This window comes from uncultured Idiomarina sp. (genome assembly GCF_964010655.1).
Taxonomy (GTDB): Bacteria; Pseudomonadota; Gammaproteobacteria; order Enterobacterales; family Alteromonadaceae; genus Idiomarina; species Idiomarina baltica.
The window spans coordinates 57947-76913 of sequence record NZ_CAXGLS010000006.1 but is presented as its reverse complement, the minus strand read 5'-3'; the positions used below and the strand labels follow the sequence as shown (position 1 = coordinate 76913).

Here is an 18967-nt window from a genome sequence, read left to right as displayed (position 1 = left end):
TTATCCGTGAATATGAAACACGCAATCTGCGACCGAGTAAGGGTAAGCCTAATTTCTAGAGATGCTCAAAAGCATAATGGTGGCCGGGCGAAACCCTCGAACACACATCGTGGTTTATAACCACCTTATGACTTTGAGATTTTTATGAAAAATGATACTACCGCTGTGTCTTTCCAAGACATGGCATTGCCTTCTGTTGTCTTAAATCAACTTGAAGCGCTAGGTTTTACACAACCTACACCTATCCAACAACAAGCGATTCCTAGCTTATTAGAAGGGAATGATGTATTGGGTGAAGCGCAAACCGGCACGGGTAAAACCGCCGCGTTTTCACTGCCAGCTTTAGCTTCAATTGAAGCGAATCAACGTCAAACTCAGATGCTTGTCGTGACGCCGACCCGTGAGCTCGCGATCCAGGTCGCTGATGCCATCGAAAGCTTCTCTAAGCAAATGAAGGGTATGGAAGTCGCAACCGTTTATGGTGGCAGCGCCTTTGGGCCACAAATTCAAGCGCTAAAACGTGGCGCGTCTGTGGTTGTTGGTACGCCAGGTCGATTGATCGACTTACTCAACAAGAAAGTGTTGAAGCTTGACGGACTGCGCTTTGCTGTGTTGGATGAAGCCGATGAAATGCTAAACATGGGCTTTATTGAAGACATCGAAACTATTTTACAGTCGGTGCCGGATACCGCACAACGTGCGTTGTTCTCGGCGACGATGCCAACCGCTATTCGTAAGTTAGCCAAAACGTACTTGACGGATCCTGTGAACATTCGTATTGCTCCCGTAGAGCAGGCGAAGGCGAACATTCGTCAGCGCGCATGGAAAGTCATGGGCATGACTAAAATGACAGCATTGACTCGTCTTTTAGAAGTGACTGAATATCAACGCGCGTTAGTGTTCGTGCGTACGCGTCAAGATACTATGGACGTGGCAGAGCTTTTACAGCGTCAAGGATTCCGTGCAGCGCCTTTGAGTGGTGATTTGAACCAAGCACAACGTGAACAAACAGTCACTCAATTGCGTAGCGGCCACATTAAAGTGCTCGTAGCAACAGACGTTGTCGCGCGTGGTCTTGATGTACCCGAAATTACTCACGTCATTAACTACGACCTACCGAGTGACACCGAGTCATACGTTCACCGTATCGGTCGTACCGGTCGTGCAGGTCGTAGCGGCGAGGCTATCTTGTTCTATCGCGGTAAAGAGCGTCACTTATTACGTCATTATGAAAAACTGACGAACGGTTCAATTGAATACTTTGACGTACCTTCAGCAGAAGAACTGAGTCGCTTCCGCCAAGAGCAATTGCAGCAAAGCCTATTGAAGCAGCTTGAGTCGGATGTTGACAGCAACATTCAGAAGCTTCTCAGTAGTTGGTTAGCTGACGGGTCGATGACCGCTGAACAGATCGCGCTTAGCCTATTGGCTCAGCGTAACCAGCAGCAGCCGTTATTCGTAAAAGAGGAGCGTCGTCCGCGTCCTGAACGCGCAGAGCGTGCTGATCGTGATAACGGACGTCCTCAGCGTGGTGAAAAGCGTGTACGCGCGACCACTAAACGTGTTCCGGATAGCGAGTTCGATACTTATAAGATTCAGGTCGGCCGTGACCACGGTGCGCGTCCAGGCGATATCGTGGGTGCCATCGCCAATGAAGCTGAGATCGATAGCCAATTCATTGGTCAGATTCAACTGTTCGCACAGCACTCGTTGGTACAACTGCCCAAAGGGATACCTGCTGAATTGAAGAAAGCGTTGCAACGCACACGCGTGCGTCAGCAGCCGATGGCACTTGAGTTATCTGATAGTCCGCTTAAGAAAATGCCGCCTCGCGCGAGTAAAGGCAACGGCGACAATCGCCGCCGCGCTCCGCGTAAAGGTCAACCTGCTGCACGTCGATTCAATTAATCGGCGTTAGCTACCCCGATGTCGGCCAGAGATTGTGTGATAATCATCTGGTCGATATCATATCCCCACTGTTTTGCTTTAGCTAATGCAAAGTCAATATCGCTTTGATCGACATTAGGTGAGCGCGCCAAAAACCAAAAATAGTCGTGTGAATCGCTCGTAACAATCGCCATTTTGTAGTCGGGTGATAACCAGCTGACATAGTATCCCCCATAAAACGGCCAGAAAAAGGTTACCTTGTAAGCGGCTGTCATGCCTTCTACCGGCTCGGCTTTGCCAATTGCGGTCTGCCATTCGTCATCCACTACATTATAACCGCGATTAGTCACCTCGATAGTGCCGTCAGCGTTGAGTCGGTACTCTGCGGTGACACCTTGCAGGTTTTCTTCAAAGCTGTGCGGCATACGGATAATTTCATACCATTTGCCCAAATATTTTTCCGCTGAGAACTGTTTTACTGTCGGCGCCACGGGCGTCGGGTCAGATTTGCAGCCGGTTAGGGCGAACAACACAAATAAAGATAAGAGACCGAGTAACGACTTGTTTAAATAACTCATGATTATAAATCATCCATGTTGTTTAAATAATATTCTGCTTGCTTGGCAAGCGCTTTTTGTTCTTCTTGCGTTTTTTTGTTCCACACCGAATACATCATCGCCATGCGTTGATTATTACTAAAGTGTGATTCATGTCGAGCCAAGAATTGCCAATAAAGCGAATTAAACGGACATGACCCCTCGCCAGTTTTCTTATCCGGATTATAGCGACACTGAGAACAATGGTGACTCATTTTCTTTATATAATTTGCGCTTGAAATATAGGGTTTGGTGGCTAGCACACCATTGTCAGCATATTGACTCATACCACGGGTATTGGGGAGTTCTACCCACTCGAGTGCATCGATATAAATGCCGAGATACCATTCATCGACTTGATTGGGATCGCAGCCCGCTAATAGTGCAAAATTTCCAGTCAGCATAAGACGTTGAATGTGGTGTGCGTAAGCGTACTTTAAAGACTGTTTAATGGCTTGCGATAGACAACGCATGTGTGTCTCACCATCCCAAAAAAACTTCGGCAGATCGCGTTGATGTTCGAGCGCATTAAGATTCTTATATTCAGGCATGTGATGCCAGTAAATGGCACGGATAAATTCTCGCCAACCAATAATTTGTCGAATAAACCCTTCAACTTGATTGATACTGATGGTGTCTTCATTTTCGCGCCAATGAGCGAGAACTGCGTTCACGACTTCAATTGGATGTAACATTTTGCTGTTCATCGCAAACGATAAACGCGAATGGTACAAGCTCCATGCGTGATCGTGCACTTCAGTATCCGTTATCGCATCTTGGTAGGTGCCAAAGTGAGCTAATTGGTGTTGGCAAAAGAATGATAAAATATCCCGAGCTTGCTTGCGTGTGGTCGGCCAAATAAAGTGTTGAGGATCGATTTCTCCAAAGTAATTAATATCCTGTTGGGTCACCATTTGGTGAATATCTGTGACATCATTCGCTGGGCAGCTTGGGGCAATAACAGAGCTACTTTTTGGTAGCTTGTTACGGTTATCATGATCATAGTTCCACTGGCCACCTTCGGGTTTGTCGCCGTCCATCATGATATCGAACTGCTTTCGTACGCGACGGTAAAAGCTCTCCATCAAAAAATTATCACGATCGGGAAACCACTCAGCCAAAACAGTTCGTTGGGTAAGGAAGTGCTCACTGTCGACCCAGTCAATGTGTATATCTTCTTTCCCAGCCCAGCTACGGAGTTGATGATCAACCCGGTATTCATCGGGCAGCATGCAACTCAGCTTCGCTTTGGGGTGCTGGGCTAATATGGCCGCTAAGTTCTGCGTAAGTGACTGGGGGTTGTTTGCATCATCCAGTTTCATGTAATGAACTCGATGACCTGCTTGCTCAATGGCGCTGGCAAAATTACGCATCGCGGCAAAAAAGGCAACGATCTTTTGTATATGGTGTTTGACGTAATCAGTTTCTTGGCGCATCTCCATCATCACGTACAGCACGTTATCATGCTGCGTGCGCCACCAAGTGTGCTTCGCGTTAAGCTGGTCGCCCAATACTAAGCGAACTTCCCTTATGTCATTCATCGTACGTGTCTGCCCCCTTGAGAGGGATCTCCTCTAGGGCTTTATCGGGTTTAGCATAACTGAGTCGAAATAGTCTCGAGGCGCTGTGATAGCTATCAAGGCCAGATACCGCGACGGTCTCTAATGTGTTCAAATCAATAAAGCCATCTTCTTGGATCGCCTCCTCGTCAGTTTGAATCCATTGAATTTCGCCAATGACAAAGTCGGTACCATTGTGCGTAATATTGGTAATTTCGACGAGCTTTACACCCATTGAGAGCGGGCTTTCTTTAACGAAAGGGGCGTGAAAACCATTACAACGGTCAGGCGTTAAGCCGGTTGCTTCAAACTCCGATACCTTTCTATCGTATCGCGCTGCCGTTTGATGTGCCGCTTTAACTATCGATTGGGATACATGATTAATCGTATAAACACCTGTTTCTTCAATATTTTCCAATGTATGGCGCTCAACTGAATCGGGGCGCATGATGAAACCAATGAGGGGAGGGTTAGCGCCTAAATGAACCACTGAGCTGACGATTGCCAAGTTGTCTTCATTTTTACGGCTACTAGTACCAATTAAGTTAGCGCTTTTATAACCCGATAATGAGTTGATGAAATTAACACGATGACGGTTATCCATATTAGCCAAGTCGGCCTGAGCGATATGCTTTGTCATAAGTTGAATACTCCTCTTTTGCTTTCAGTTACGTGCTAGTCTAGGGATAGGATCTAATACCGAACTGCTTTAATTTGTGGCATTATGGGCAGATTAAATGATTAGGGAGCCGTTATGAGCGACGCACAACAAAAAGTTAATGTAATCTGCATCAAATGGGGTGACAAATACGGAAACGACTACGTCAATACATTGTACTCGATGGTCAGCCGTAACCTTAGCTTACCCTATCGGTTTGTATGCTTTACAGACGAAGCAGAAGGTATTCGTGATGAGGTCGAAGTTAAGCCGATTCCAAAAATTGGGTTTGAAGACTTCGACGAGAAGAAAGCATGGGCGAAAGCGCATGGGTGGTTGAAGTTAACGTGTTTTGCGAATCCTCTCTCTGATTTAACCGGACCCACATTGTTTCTTGATTTGGACATCGTCATTGTTGGTTCGCTCGATGACTTTTTTAAACCGGAAGGTGACTTCATGGTTATTAAAGAGTGGGACAAGTCAGATGCTACCGGTAATACCTCGGTATTCCGTTTTGAAGCGGGGGCTCACGAGGATGCGCTGGATTATTTAAAGGCCGATCCCGAGAAAGCAACGGAGTCTGTTCGCAACGAACAAGAGTACATTACACAATTTGTCGACCGCCAAAATCGTCTGAAGTATTGGCCAGAGAAGTGGTGTCGAAGCTTCAAACGTCATTGTATTCGACCGTTCCCGTTGAGCTTTTTCCAACAGCCGCGGATCCCCGAAGATGCGCGCGTTATTATTTTCCACGGTAAGCCACATCCCGATGATGCGTTAGCGGGTCGTAGCGGTAAGTGGTATCGTAAAGTGCTACCAACCCGTTGGATAGCTGAATACTGGCAATAAGCATGTTACGTTGGCTCTACAGCGGTGTGATGACAGGTGTCGCACCGCTGGCGCTTGCTTGGTTTTATTACAGAGGCCGAAAAGATGCTGGTTATCGAGCGCATCTTTGGGAGCGACTGGGTCGCTTAGAGGTTACTGACACTGAGCAAAACGGATTACTCATCCATACCGTATCGGTGGGTGAGACCATCGCTGCGCGTCAGTTGATTCAACAAGCTATTGAAGAGTTTCCGCATAGCCCCATCACGATTAGTTGCATGACGCCTACTGCACGTCGTCTCATCGAGCAAAGCTTTGGTGATAGGGTGTCTGTGTGTTACTTGCCTATCGATCACCCTTGTGCAGTGCGAAGCTTCCTGTCGAAGCTCAGACCGCGCGCGATTTGGGTGATGGAAACTGAGCTTTGGCCTAATTTGTTGTATCACGCCGGCCAACGTCATATTCCTGTGAGTCTCCTCAACGCCCGTCTATCAAAACGTTCAGCACGCGGTTACGCCCGAGTCGGGAAACTCATGCGTGAAAGCTGGCACAGCCTAGCTTATGTTGGCGCACAGTCGCGTGCCACAGCAAAGCGTATGTTATGTTTGGGGGTAAGAGATACGAGGCTCTATATTGATGGTAACTTGAAATATGATGTTTCCGTGCCCACATCAGAAAAAGTAGCCGCAGAGGAATTACTGAAATTGCGCGGAGAACACTTAGTTTGGCTGGCTGCAAGTACGCACCCAGGCGAGGAACAAGCGGTACTGAGCGCGCATCAAAAACTGTTAGAAACGTATCCAGCGATGCTGCTGATTTGGGCACCACGTCATCCTGAGCGGTTTGATGAAGTTGCAGCGCAACTTCAGAGTTCTGAACTCGTTTGGATGCGCCGTAGTGAGTTGAGTGATCAAGGTGTCCCATCGGACTGTAATGTGTTGCTAGCCGACTCAATTGGCGAGATGTTGAAGTGGTGCAGTATTGCTCAAGTGACTTTTGTCGGTGGAAGCTTAATTGAGCGCGGCGGACATAATCCGCTTGAAGCCGTAGCGGCAGGTTCAGCTGTCGTTAGCGGAAGAAAGATATTTAATTTTGCCGAGGTGTATCGGCTGTTAGACGAGCAGCGGGCTGTGCATTGGGTTAAGGACTTAGATCTTGCCACACCACTGCAATATTTATTTGATAATGATTCATTGAGAAAAACGAGCGTAAGTGCCGCTGAAAACGTGCTTAGCACGCATCAGGGCGCCAGTCGACGTATGCTTAAGCATGCGCAAAGATTTAGCGATATAGGACAGCAAATGATAGCGACATTTACGACAAAACGTGATGTGATTAAGTTTGATAAGGACGTGTTGCCAGAATTTGAGGATAACTTTTTTTCTGCCAAATATTGGCAGCAGAAAAAGGCCATAGCAGGCAATGCGACGGGCCGTGCAACTGTTTGGTTTATTCAACAGGGGGATCACGGCATGGTGTTGAGGCACTATTATCGCGGTGGACTTGTAGGTAAGGTCAATAAAGATAAGTTTATGCGAGAGCCGGTAGAGCGAAGCCGTGCTATCGCAGAGTTTGATTTGTTGGTAAAGCTACGCAATCAAAATTTACCTGTACCTCGGCCTATTGCTGCACGTATGCGCAAAGTGGGTGTCATGAGTTACACCGCAGATATTTTAGTTGAAGTGATTCCTGGCGCTGTGGATGTTTACCGATTGCTCCGTGAACGTCAATTGAATGTAGAGCAATGGCAGTCTTTAGGTGCTGCGATACGTCAGTTGCACGATAAGAACGTGTTCCACTCAGACTTGAATTGCCACAATATCATGCTCGATGATAATGATAAGCCTTGGATCGTTGATTTTGATAAGTGTGGATTTAGAGAGCCCGGTGAGTGGAAAAAGGAAAACTTAGACAGGTTACTGCGCTCGTTGAAGAAAGAAAAAGCTAAGTACGATACCTTTTATTGGAAAGAGAGCCGTGATTGGCCCGAGTTATTGACCGGTTACGAAAAAGGTTAGCACTTACTCTAAACGTCTAATAAAAAGGCCTGCCAAGTTTAACTTAGCAGGCCTTTTTTGTACCGTCGCAACCTAAATGATCAGTCGCGAATTTGTCCGTTACCTGTCACTACGAACTTCTCAGTTGTAAGCGCTTGTAAGCCCATTGGACCGTATGCATGCAGCTTACTGGTTGAGATACCAATCTCAGCGCCTAAGCCAAGCTGACCGCCGTCAGAGAAGCGTGAAGATGCGTTTGCCATGGTCACTGCAGAATCAACTTCGCGAATGAAACGCTTAGCTGTCTGATCGTTTTCAGTGACGATGACTTCGGTGTGTCCGCTGCCAAAACGTTTGATGTGCTCAAGTGCACCATCAAAGTCATCAACGGTACGGACAGCTATCTCAAGCGCAAGATACTCTTGGCCGAAATCATCGACTGAAATTTCATCAGCACCGTCAAAATAGCCCACCGATTTGTTGCAAGCGTGAATGGTCACGTCTTTTTCTGCTAATGCTTTGGCTGCCATCGGTAAGAACTTATCAGCGATATCTTGATGGACTAGCAGACCTTCCAGCGCATTACATACACCTGTGCGTTGGGTCTTGCCATTAAGCAAGATGGCGAGCGCTTTATCAAGGTCGGCATCTTTATCAACATAAAGATGGCACACGCCTTTGTAATGTTGAATCACTGGGATCTTACTGGTATCGCTCACGAAATGAATGAGGCCTTCGCCGCCGCGAGGAATCACCAAATCGATGTAGTCTTTCTGCTGCAGTAGCTCGGTCATGACTTCGCGATCTGGCGTTGGTACTACAGTGATCACATCTTTTGGTAAACCGCTTTGCTCTAAAGCCTCATGCAGTGCATCAGCGATAGCTTTACTACTTTCGATTGCTTCGCGACCACAACGCAAGATAACCGCATTACCTGATTTAAAGCATAGTGCGCCCGCGTCGGCTGTGACGTTAGGACGTGCTTCATAAATCATGCAAATGACGCCCAGCGGAATACGCATCTTTTCGATTTTCAAGCCGTTAGGACGTTCTTCCAACAGGTAGCTATCACCCACAGGGTCTTTTAAATCGATAATTTCTTCGATAGCCGTCGCCATACCTTCAACACGCTCTTCAGTTAAATGAAGACGATCCATCATTGCATCGCTCAGGCCTTTTTCTTTGCCTGTTTTCATGTCCGTTTCGTTCACTTTAAGAATTTCATCTTTATGTGCACGAATGGCATTCGCCATCTTCTGTAGTACGGCGTTTTTCTCTTGTTCTGACAGTGTTGCCACCGCGTGTGCCGCATCGGCTGCACGTTTGGCAATCTGTTGTGCTAAATCTTGACTCATGAGTCCTCCAAAATCATCAAATCGTCACGGTGAATCACTTCTGTAATTGGGCTGTAACCAAATTGCTCAGCAATATCTTCCGTCTGCTGACCTTTGATGTGTAATAGTTCGTGAGAACTGTATTGGCAAATACCCTTAGCGATTGCGTCTGTATCATTTGCGCTGCGGACGAGTACCGCATCGCCTCGGTCAAAGTCGCCTTGAACATCGACAATACCGGAACTTAACAGTGACGCACCGTTCTCTAATAAAGCTTTTTCTGCACCCTCATCGATTAAAATCTCGCCTTGCGCGACAAGCGTGTGACGCAACCAGTGCTTCTTGTTACTAATGGGGTCTGATTGACGTCTAAATAAAGTGCCAGGAATCTCGCCTTGCAACAGCGATTCAAAAGTCTCGCCTTTGCGGCCGTTCACAATATAGGTATCAATACCGTGTGAAGTCGCTTTTTCTGCAGCCTCGACTTTTGTTCTCATGCCGCCTGTGCCAACCGCACTGACAGAGCCGCCTGCTAGCGAGAAAATACTTTCATCGATTTGCTCAACCACAGGAATTTTCTTGGCGTCTGGGTTCACATTCGGATCGGCGTCATAAAGTCCATCGATGTCTGAGCAAATAAATAATGCATCTGCGTCAACGAGCGTTGCGACCATCGCCGCCAAGTTATCGTTGTCGCCCACTTTCATTTCATCAGTGGCAAGTGCATCATTTTCATTCACAACAGGTAAAATGTTGTGTTCTAACAATCTATTCAGTGTGTTTTTGATACTTACGTAACGTGCACGGTCACGTAAATCACTGTGCGTCATCAAGAGTTGGGCGCATGGAAAGTCAAAAAAGCGCGACCAATACGCCATCATTTCGTTCTGTCCTACAGCTGACATGGCTTTACGAACGGTGACGGGTAACTTTTGATGCTCAAATGGAATATGCTTTCTTCCAGCGGCAACACTGCCTGAAGAAACGAGTACGACCTCTTGGCCGCGTTCTCTACACTCGTTGATGAAACGAGCGATTGGCAGTAGGTACTTGGTACTCACTCCGGTTTCATCTGGCGCAATGAGCGCACTGCCTACCTTTAGGACGGCTCTTCGCCAGGATGGCGCTTTCATATAGACTCCCTTTTCATGAATTCGTTAGTAGTCTAACAGATTGGCTTTTTTTTCTCTACTCACAGAGCTTTAAAGCTTCATAAGCCAAAGCTATTGTCAATATATTAGTCAAAAATAAATCACTGTGTTAGTGAATTTGTGCATCCATTAATCACTTGGCGGGGTGTAACCCTCAACCGTGACATCCTTTCTTTCGAATAGGAATTCTTTCATACGTTCTTCAAGGAATTTTCGATCGTCTTCCGCCATCATATTTAAACGATTTTCGTTAATTAGCATAGTTTGCTTCTTCTGCCACTCGCCCCAAGCTTCTTTGGAAATGTGATTAAATATACGTTCACCTAGTTCACCAGGGTAGAGCTGAAAATCGAGTCCCTCAGCTTCCTTTTGTAAAAATTCGCAATAAACGGTTCTGCTCATTTTAGTACCTTTAGTTTCTTAAATAGTTTTACTGTAACTGCCGAATACCCCAGTTCAATATCCTCATGGAGTGGCACCCAGCATTGCTTTCTTTCATTAATGGCATCTGTAGCGTGACTGTCAACTACGATCGGATAACAATGCAGGGTGAAATGACTAAAAACGTGCTTAAATGGTGATAATTCGATCAATTGTTCGGGATGAGCTGGCGCTGAGTTCAAGAGTGCTGATTTACTCTCGTACTCTGGAAAGCTCCAAAGTGCGCCCCAAATTCCTGTTGCTGGTCGCTGCTCTAGCAAAATGGATAATGTTTGGATATCCCGTTGAATGAGCAGATAAACGGTGCGAGTCGGGTTTTCCTTTTTAGGCTTAGGCGCTGGGATAGTCGCGACCGTGTCTTCTTGATACGCGAGACAATCGCTCCTAAGAGGGCAAGCCTGACAATCCGGCTTGCTTCGCGTGCAGACCAGAGCGCCCAAATCCATCATTGCCTGATTATAATCATCATGTCGGTGAGCGGGTGTGAGCGCTTCAGAGTGTTGCCATAACGATCGTTGTACCGCTGTTTTACCGGGCCATTCTGACTCACCGAAATAGCGAGCTAGCACACGTTTTACATTGCCGTCGAGAATGGCTGCAGGCTTGCCAAAACCTAGCGATAATATTGCGCCTGCTGTAGAACGGCCGATGCCGGGTAGCGTCTCGAGTTCAGCCTGAGAGTCGGGTAACTGACCGTCATATCGCTCGACAGCGAGCTGTGCGGCTTTATGGAGGTTGCGAGCGCGTGCATAGTAGCCTAATCCCGTCCATAAACTGAGCACGGTATCTTGTTCGGCTTCGGCTAAGTCGGGAAGTGATGGAAAGCGCTCTACGAATCGCTTAAAATAGGGGATAACGGTATTGACTTGGGTTTGCTGTAGCATAATTTCTGACAACCACACCCGATAAGGCGTTTTATTAAGTTGCCATGGAAGCGTCTTGCGCCCGAACTTATCAAACCAACTTAATACATGGCTTGAAAACTGCTCATTCATTAAGGCCTCTGACTTTTATCAAGTTACGTTAGTTCTATTTAGTTTATTGTCTAAAGCTGTGTAAATAAACCGCAAACCTATCTGACAAATAAAAAAATAGCACTATAATTTTAATAATTATGAATGATCATTATGATCTACATATTTAATTTGTCGTACTCACAGTGAGACGTACGAATTTACAGATTGCATGAATAAGGAGATTGCAATGAAAAAACTAAACGCGATTGTTCTAGCCCTTTTAAGCGCTGGTGTGTCTGGGACTGCACTTGCACAACAATCTCAAGTAGAAAAAAACGATATTTATGTGGGAGCGCGTTTGGGAGTTTTTGCGCCTGACTCGGAGCGTGTCGCTGCGCAAAACAATGTTGGTGTGCCGGTAGATAATGGTTTGAGCACTTGGACCGGCGGTCTTGAGCTAGGTGTGATGTTAACCGAAGCTTGGGAAGCACGCGTTTATTATGACTACATGGAAGCAGATTTAGACCCGAGTGGCACTGCTTACGGTAAAAGTTACGGTACTGATGTGCTGTATCATTTTAATGATATGGTCTACGGTGGTTTAGGCCTAACGAGTACTGATATCGGAGATATCGCGGACAAATCGGTTCGGTTGACGGTGGGTCACCGTTCTTTCATCAATAACAATTTAGCTTGGCGCGTAGAAGGTGGTGTTCAGCAAGGGTTTGATGAAGATTACACCGAAGGTTTTGCGAACGTTGGTCTTCAGTATTTCTTCGGCGGACGCAATGCTGTAACAGAGGCGAAACCTCGTCCAGCGGCTGCGCAGCCAACTGAAACGACACCTGCACCGCAGCAGACGATGGATAGTGACAACGACGGTGTGATAGACAGCCGCGATAAGTGCGCTGATACGCCTCGTCGTTACTCAGTGGATGCAGATGGTTGCACCATGTATGAAAATGAAACTGTACGCGAACAGCTGCTCGTTGAATTTGATTTTGATTCCTCGCAAGTTCGCAAAGATGCGATGGAACCTATTGCGGAAATGGCGGAATTTATGAACGAGCATCCGCAGTTAGATCTGACAATACATGGACATACCGACAAAATCGGTGATGCAGAGTACAACCAGTGGTTGTCGCAGCGCCGTGCAGAGTCAGTCAAAAATGTACTGGTTGAAAGCTACGGCATTTCAGCAAGCCGCATTAACACAGTCGGTCATGGCGAGAGTCAGCCTAAAGTTAAAGGTGACAGCCCTGCAGATCGTCAAGAAAATCGTCGCATTGAAGCTGAACTGAAAGTCATGACACGTGTACCTGTCATTGAGAAGTAAATTGCGTTAAGTACCTTGAATAGGTGATAATAGAGAGCAGGCTCATGAAAATGAGCCTGCTTTTTTATTATGGTGACAGCAACAGTTGAGTGTAAATAAATGAGTCAGTTTAAAAGCGCTGAAGAAGCCGCAGCGGCTGGAAAATATGTACGTCGAGTTCGCAGTTTTGTAAAGCGTGAGGGGCGATTAACTAAAGGCCAAGCAGCCGCAATTGAACGTCAATGGCCACAACTTGGTCTTGCGCTAGAGCAAGGTCTGCTCAACTTTGAAACAGTGTTCAATAACAGCAACCCAGTCACTTTAGAAATAGGCTTTGGTATGGGGCACTCGTTGGTTGAAATGGCAAAGAATGCACCTGAGCAAAACTTCATCGGTATCGAAGTCCATGAACCCGGCGTCGGTGCCTGCTTGATGGCTGCAGAGTATGCTGGTGTTACTAATTTACGCCTATTCAATGACGATGCAGTTGAAGTACTTGAGCAGTGTATTGCTGACGAGAGCTTACAGCAGGTGCAAATTTTCTTTCCTGATCCATGGCATAAGAAGCGTCATCATAAACGCCGACTAATTCAACCGGAGTTTGTTGCTCACCTGTGTAAAAAGCTCAAACCCAACGGTGTGATTCACTTGGCGACCGACTGGGAAAACTACGCCGAACATATGCTTGAGGTGTTGTCCGGCGAGCCACGTTTGAGCAACCTATCGACCGCGGGTGACTTTATTCCGCGCCCAGAAGAGCGTCCTAAAACCAAGTTTGAACAACGTGGTGAAACTAAAGGCCACGGTGTCTGGGACCTTAAGTTTCAGAAAGCAAAGTAGTTAAGACGTCGTTCAGAAATCGGTGACCGAGCTGACTTAGCTGCCAATGGTCACCGTCTGATTCGACCCAGCCTTTTCTCTTGGCTTCGTCTAGTGCACGGTCACCGTGTTCGATCGGTAGTCCGGTAAAGTCAGTAAACTGTTGTTTAGATACAGGCTGAAATAGACGAAATTGGTTCATGAAGAACTCGAAGCTTCGCTCTTCGGGGTCAACATCCCACTCCCGATAACGTAACGCGCGCGTCAAATCGAGATAGCCCTGAGGATGTTTCACCTTTTCGCAACGCCGTATTTTATGTTGCTCTGGGAGGGTTATTTTACTGTGTGCTCCACAACCGATACCTAAATAGTCACCAAACTCCCAATAGTTAGTGTTGTGTAGACTTTGGTGCCCTGGTTTACAGTAAGCACTGACTTCGTATTGCTGATAACCGGCTTTCAGTAATCTCTCGTGGCCGCGTTGATAGATGGCCCATAGCGTATCGTCATCGGGCAGTTGAGGCGGTCGGCTGGCAAACATAGTGTTGGGTTCGATGGTCAGCTGATACCATGAAATATGAGGTGGATTTAGTGCAATAACACCTTCAAGATCGCTCAGTGCGTCGTGCGCCGATTGACCGGGCAAACCATGCATCAAGTCCAGGTTAAAGCTGTTCAGAGGTAACTGACTGGCGTGCTCTGCCGCGATGCGAGCTTGCAGCGGGTCATGGATACGACCGAGTGTACGTAAGTGTTCTGCATTGAGGCTTTGAATGCCGATAGAGAGTCTGTTGACACCCGCGTTGATGAAGCCCGCAAAGCGCTCTACCTCGAAAGTGCCTGGGTTGGCTTCCAACGTGATCTCGCAATCATTGGCAAGAGTCAGGCGTTTGCGCACGCCATCAAGTAACCGTTGAATCCCCTCCGCAGTAATCACGCTTGGGGTTCCTCCGCCAATAAAAATAGATTGGATAGCGCGACCTTGCACGCCGCCGAGATCGGCTGATAGGTCATCTAGCAAGCGACTTATATAAGCTTGTTCAGGAATGCTACCTTGTATTTTGTGCGAGTTAAAGTCGCAGTAGGGGCACTTCTCGACACACCATGGAATATGGATATAGAGCGATAACGGTGGAAGCGTAAGTGACATATTAGGCCTGTTCTGCTATGTGTTGCAGTAATTGGGAGAGTGCTTTACCACGGTGACTCAATTGCTGTTTAGCCGCTTTATCGAGCTGGGCTGCTGAACACTGCTGGTCAGCGATATAAAAAATTGGATCGTACCCGAAACCGTGGTCACCTTGCGGGTGCGTTAAGAGCTCGCCGTGCCATTGCCCGTGACAGATTAACGGCGTTGGATCGGCAGCATGGCGCATATAAACCAGTACGCAATGAAAGCGAGCTTGGCGTTGCTTTATGCTCGACATATCCGCAAGTACACGATCGATGTTATCTTGATCGGTCGCATGCTCGCCCGCATAACGCGCCGAGTAAACGCCTGGTGCACCGTCGAGCGCAGGAATTTCGAGGCCAGAGTCATCCGCTATGGCGGGTAATCCCGTATGTAGACAGGCATTACGCGCCTTAATGATAGCGTTTTCTACAAACGTTGTGCCGGTTTCTTCTGCTTCGGGCACGTTCCATTCACTCTGTGGTCGGACTTGCCAAGACTGAGTTGTCTGTTGGCTCGCCAACATCGCTTGTAGCTCGCTCACTTTTCCTTGGTTTCCAGTTGCGAGCACTAGGGTAAAGTCGCTTGTTATCATAGAAAAATCTCAAGTCAAATCGGTGACATCATGATACCGTTTGAACGTGCCTTTTAAAATCAATGATTCATAATAAGCGGCACGGATAAAATAAAAGAATAAAAGGAGAATGCACTTGGATGCTGCAAATACACTGATTTTAGTGTGTGGTTTTTTGTTAGTGGTGAGTATCCTTGCAGGAATAATTTCTAATCGCTTGGGTGCACCTATTCTACTCGTGTTTCTTGTCGTGGGTATGCTCGCGGGAACCGATGGTGTGCTCGGGTTAAGTTTTGATAGCCCTAATATTGCGTTTTTCATCGGCTCTATCGCATTAGTGATTATCCTATTTGATGGTGGCATGCGCACCAATCCTGAGCGCTTTAGGGTTGCACTTTGGCCCGCTATTAGTTTGGCAACTATCGGGGTGGCCTTAACCTGCACCTTGGTTGCAACGACAGCGGTATATTTATTCGATCTACCTTGGACGGCTGCCTTATTGATAGGTGCCATTTTAAGTTCTACCGACGCGGCCGCTGTATTTGGTATCTTTCAGTCGCAGGGTTTACAGATTAAAGAGCGGGTCGGTGCGACACTTGAGATAGAGTCAGGTAGCAACGACCCGATGGCGGTTATCCTCACGCTGACCATGACCAGCGCTGCCGCATCTGGCGAATTTTCAGCGTGGTATCACATGGTGGGAAATGTCGCCTGGCAGCTTGCAGGTGGCTTGGCGATGGGATGGTTAGCGGGTCGTGCATTCATTATTGCAGCCAGGAAATTACCGCTGAGTTTCTCATTTCTACCCTTATTAGCGATTGCCAGTGCCGTGATGATCTATGCACTGACTGCATTTTTGGGTGCCAGCGGTTTCTTAGCGGTGTACTTAATGGGCTTCGTTATTGGCAATTCGCGTCTACCACAACTTGTGCATATTCTGCATGTACAGGATGGGCTAGCTTGGTTAAGTCAAATTAGCATGTTTCTTATACTTGGCTTATTAGTAACACCTTCACATGTTGTTCAATACTTACCTGTCGCCGTGGGTGTTGCTTTTACGCTGATATTCGTAGCGCGTCCGATAGCAGTCTTGGTGAGTTTACTCCCATTCAGCTTTCCCTGGCGTGAGCAGGTGTTTATCAGTTGGGTCGGATTACGTGGGGCGGTGCCTATTATCTTAGCCTTGTTCCCTTGGCTAAGTGGTGTTGAGCAACAAGAGCTCTATTTCGATGTCGCATTTGTCGTGGTGCTCATCTCGCTAATCATTCAAGGCTGGACCATTGCGCCTGTTGCACGTTGGTTACAGTTAGAAGTCCCCAAACGCCCGGAACCGGCGCAGCGGATGCCATTGGCGTCTGTTTCGAGTCGCGAAGCATTAGAGGTCTGGTCTTATCCTATCGATAAAGATTCCCCCGCCTGTGATCACGCGTGGAAAGAGCTCAAGTTGACCGCTCCTGCGACTTTTGTCGGTGTTATTCGTGACGGCGACTGGCTGCAACCCGAGACACAACCTATTGTGCGTGAGGGGGATGTACTGCTAGTGACTGCAACAGTCAAAGATATTGATGAGGTGAGTCGTATCTTAGCATCCGGCGGTAAGGGCATGCAGATGAGTGATAAAGGCTTCTTCGGTGACTTTACTTTAAGGGGCGACTTGACGATTGCCGAGCTGGCGAGCGTATATCCGGCAGGCGATGTGGATGAATCTATCCTCAGCATGACTCTCAATGACCACTTTAAGGACAAGTTCCATCGTCGCGTAGTTATCGGCGATAGCTTGATTATTGGCGCGTTGACAGTGACAGTACGTAGCTTAAATAAAACGGGTGATATTGAAGCGGTGGGTGTTAAAGCAAAAGAGTGAGCAGGGGCTCACTCTTGATACATTTTTTGTTCGAATTCAAGGCGATGGCTATGACCCGCTGAATCGCGAATATCAATTTTAAAGCGCATTAACTCTTCATCACCAAATAAAAAATCGGCAATGTAATAGACGCTTGTGCCCTCATCAATTTTTTGGAACTGCAATGTCTGTACGCCACCGCGAGGGTTTATCACGTGACCTTTTAAGTCTGCAGCGACCGACTGTTGGTTAGAACGATTCAAGACCGCAATATTTACCAATCCTGACTTCTCACTTCGCTGAATATCATAGGTTGAAGCGATCTCGGGCGTTAGAAACGTCGAGTTAAACGCGTTGTAATGAACATCCCACTCGTCCAACTGCTGTTTTTGTTCAGCGAGCGAAGCACCCGTAAAGGTGCTCGCTGCCAATAGCAATGTAAAAGTTAAATAACGACTCAATTGTTGCATTGTTTGCTCCTATACGCCGATTAAGATGCGCAAGAACTGAATCGCAATAATGACAATTAACACCGATAGGTCTAAGCCTCCTAGCGGCGGAATGATACGTCGCACGGGCGCAAGAAAGGGCTCTGTCAATTGATACAACATCGCTTCCATCGGGTTATAGCCTTGGGAAAACCAGCTCAACAGTGCGCGGATAATCAGGATCCAGAATAGGGTGGTTAAAAATGCACTAACGGTAGACAGTAAGCCCTGAACAACAATTACCAAGGGGTTCACCGGGATGTCATTTAACCAAACCAGCGCACCTATTTTGAGCATGCCTAGCGCAATAGCGAGTATTAAACACGCTAAATCTATGCGGCCTTTAGATGGAATCACTTTGCGCAAGGGACCCAACAAAGGCTCGGTTGCTTTGACAACAAACTGACTGAGCGGATTATAGTAATCCGCTCGAACAGCTTGCATCCAGAGTCGCAAAATAACCACAATCGAGTAAAGTTCGATTAAGGTGGTCAGAAGAAACTGCATTGCGTTATTCATGGTCGCTCCTAAAACAGATCCGCCATTTCTTGATTACGTTTCACTGCGGCTTTCACAGCATCGGCCGAAATGTTATGCAGATCGCGTTGTTGATAGACTTCTACGCCTTTTGCGGTTGAGCCGCCCTTACTGGTTACTTGCTTGCGTAAATCTTCTAATGTTAAGTCGCTTTCTTTCGCCATTTGTGCGGCACCTAAACAGGTTTGCTGAACCATAGCGCGCGCTTTTTCTGGGTCAAAGCCGAGTTCCATTGCGCCTTTGGCTAAACTATCCATAAATTCGAAGAAGTACGCCGGGCCACTGCCCGCGACGGCGCCTAGGATATCGAGTTGATCTTCATCGGCGACCCATAGGGTATCACCCACTCCATCGAATACGTCAGTCACATAGGCTTTATCTTTGTCATCGGCGCTATCGGTCACTAAACCTGACATGCCCTGACCGACCAACGATGGCGTATTAGGCATCACGCGGATGATGGTGATGTCATCACCTAAATAAGTGCGGTATTTCGGCATACGAATACCAGCAGCGATGGTGATAATCAGTTTGTCGGCAAGGTTACTGACTTTGCTTTTAATATCAGCACAAACTTGTTCCATTAATTGCGGCTTAACTGAGAGCACGATAACGTCGGCTTGCTCAATAACCTCAATATTGTCTTGGCTAGTATTGACGCCTAAGTTGGACTTCATCGTTTCAAGTTTCTCAGGGCTCGGGTTGCTGACAAAAACATGGTCAGCTGGATAGCCACTTTTGCACATGCCACCAACGATGCTTTGTGTCATGTTACCTGCGCCAATAAATGCGATCTTACGAATATCGTTCATT

General features: G+C 47.1%; 18 protein-coding genes. 6 read left to right on the top strand and 12 right to left on the bottom strand.

Translation table 11 applies throughout. From position 1 onward, the window contains the following. Positions 1 to 144 precede the first annotated feature (144 nt). Positions 145 to 1908: a DEAD/DEAH box helicase gene (locus tag ABNS04_RS03260; RefSeq protein WP_272977731.1), complete on the top strand. Its 1764-nt coding sequence runs from the start codon at positions 145 to 147 to the stop codon at positions 1906 to 1908. Here the strand turns inward: ABNS04_RS03260 and ABNS04_RS03255 are convergent. From ABNS04_RS03255 to ABNS04_RS03245, 3 genes are read right to left on the bottom strand one after another with little or no spacing between them, the layout of a single operon-like run. Then, positions 1905 to 2465 (bottom strand): lipocalin family protein, encoded by a 561-nt coding sequence (locus ABNS04_RS03255; RefSeq protein ID WP_272977732.1) that lies wholly within the window; start codon positions 2463 to 2465, stop codon positions 1905 to 1907. The two genes, ABNS04_RS03260 and ABNS04_RS03255, sit on opposite strands and share 4 nt — an antisense overlap. A gap of 2 nt (positions 2466 to 2467) precedes the next feature. Next, positions 2468 to 4024 carry a cryptochrome/photolyase family protein gene (locus tag ABNS04_RS03250; protein WP_348671183.1) on the bottom strand — a complete coding sequence of 519 codons (1557 nt, stop codon included), beginning with the start codon at positions 4022 to 4024 and terminating at the stop codon, positions 2468 to 2470. Further along, entirely contained in the window at positions 4017 to 4682 is a 666-nt protein-coding gene (locus ABNS04_RS03245; protein ID WP_006956124.1) for a flavin reductase family protein, read from the bottom strand. The genes ABNS04_RS03250 and ABNS04_RS03245 overlap by 8 nt, the downstream gene beginning before the upstream one ends. 114 nt (positions 4683 to 4796) lie before the next feature. Between ABNS04_RS03245 and ABNS04_RS03240 the strand changes: the two genes are divergently transcribed. Together ABNS04_RS03240 and ABNS04_RS03235 are read left to right on the top strand one after the other, a co-directional pair. After that, positions 4797 to 5549, top strand: a complete 753-nt coding sequence (locus tag ABNS04_RS03240) for a hypothetical protein (RefSeq protein ID WP_006956125.1) — start codon at positions 4797 to 4799, stop codon at positions 5547 to 5549. Between the two features lie 2 nt (positions 5550 to 5551). Then, positions 5552 to 7546: a 3-deoxy-D-manno-octulosonic acid kinase gene (locus tag ABNS04_RS03235; protein WP_272977734.1), complete on the top strand. Its 1995-nt coding sequence runs from the start codon at positions 5552 to 5554 to the stop codon at positions 7544 to 7546. Positions 7547 to 7626: 80 nt separating this feature from the next. Here ABNS04_RS03235 and ABNS04_RS03230 read toward each other — a convergent pair whose 3' ends face one another. From ABNS04_RS03230 to mutY, 4 genes are all read right to left on the bottom strand, one after another. Next, positions 7627 to 8880, bottom strand: a complete 1254-nt coding sequence (locus ABNS04_RS03230; protein ID WP_006956127.1) for a glutamate-5-semialdehyde dehydrogenase — start codon at positions 8878 to 8880, stop codon at positions 7627 to 7629. Then, a complete protein-coding gene (proB, locus tag ABNS04_RS03225; protein ID WP_006956128.1) occupies positions 8877 to 9992 on the bottom strand; it encodes a glutamate 5-kinase in 1116 nt (371 codons plus the stop codon). Before proB ends, ABNS04_RS03230 begins: the two co-directional genes overlap by 4 nt. 147 nt (positions 9993 to 10139) lie before the next feature. Continuing rightward, positions 10140 to 10412 (bottom strand): oxidative damage protection protein, encoded by a 273-nt coding sequence (locus tag ABNS04_RS03220; RefSeq protein ID WP_272977735.1) that lies wholly within the window; start codon positions 10410 to 10412, stop codon positions 10140 to 10142. Further along, the gene (mutY, locus tag ABNS04_RS03215) at positions 10409 to 11446 is read right to left on the bottom strand and encodes an A/G-specific adenine glycosylase (RefSeq protein ID WP_272977736.1); all 1038 of its coding nucleotides are present in this window, start codon (positions 11444 to 11446) and stop codon (positions 10409 to 10411) included. The genes ABNS04_RS03220 and mutY overlap by 4 nt, the downstream gene beginning before the upstream one ends. A gap of 208 nt (positions 11447 to 11654) precedes the next feature. Here mutY and ABNS04_RS03210 point away from each other — a divergent pair, with 208 nt between their 5' ends. Continuing rightward, positions 11655 to 12743 (top strand): OmpA family protein, encoded by a 1089-nt coding sequence (locus ABNS04_RS03210; RefSeq protein WP_006956131.1) that lies wholly within the window; start codon positions 11655 to 11657, stop codon positions 12741 to 12743. A 99-nt stretch (positions 12744 to 12842) separates the two neighbouring features. Next, on the top strand, positions 12843 to 13562 hold the full coding sequence (trmB, locus tag ABNS04_RS03205) for a tRNA (guanosine(46)-N7)-methyltransferase TrmB (protein ID WP_272977737.1): 720 nt from the start codon (positions 12843 to 12845) through the stop codon (positions 13560 to 13562). On the opposite strand, the gene hemW is transcribed toward trmB, so the two are convergent. Beyond that, a complete protein-coding gene (gene hemW, locus ABNS04_RS03200; protein WP_272977738.1) occupies positions 13540 to 14691 on the bottom strand; it encodes a radical SAM family heme chaperone HemW in 1152 nt (383 codons plus the stop codon). The genes trmB and hemW overlap by 23 nt on opposite strands. A 1-nt stretch (position 14692) precedes the next feature. After that, a complete protein-coding gene (gene rdgB / locus ABNS04_RS03195) occupies positions 14693 to 15307 on the bottom strand; it encodes an RdgB/HAM1 family non-canonical purine NTP pyrophosphatase (protein ID WP_272977739.1) in 615 nt (204 codons plus the stop codon). Between the two features lie 109 nt (positions 15308 to 15416). Between rdgB and ABNS04_RS03190 the strand changes: the two genes are divergently transcribed. Beyond that, complete coding sequence (locus ABNS04_RS03190; protein WP_272977740.1) at positions 15417 to 17150, top strand: potassium/proton antiporter; 1734 nt, start codon at positions 15417 to 15419, stop codon at positions 17148 to 17150. An 8-nt stretch (positions 17151 to 17158) separates the two neighbouring features. Here the strand turns inward: ABNS04_RS03190 and ABNS04_RS03185 are convergent, their stop codons facing one another. The 3 genes from ABNS04_RS03185 to proC are packed head-to-tail and all read right to left on the bottom strand — an operon-like array spanning position 17159 to position 18966. After that, positions 17159 to 17599, bottom strand: a complete 441-nt coding sequence (locus ABNS04_RS03185; RefSeq protein WP_272977741.1) for a DUF4426 domain-containing protein — start codon at positions 17597 to 17599, stop codon at positions 17159 to 17161. A 9-nt stretch (positions 17600 to 17608) separates the two neighbouring features. Continuing rightward, positions 17609 to 18136, bottom strand: a complete 528-nt coding sequence (locus tag ABNS04_RS03180; protein WP_006956137.1) for a YggT family protein — start codon at positions 18134 to 18136, stop codon at positions 17609 to 17611. Between the two features lie 8 nt (positions 18137 to 18144). Beyond that, positions 18145 to 18966, bottom strand: coding sequence for a pyrroline-5-carboxylate reductase (proC, locus tag ABNS04_RS03175; RefSeq protein ID WP_272977742.1), 822 nt, complete (start codon positions 18964 to 18966; stop codon positions 18145 to 18147). Position 18967: the final 1 nt, after the last annotated feature.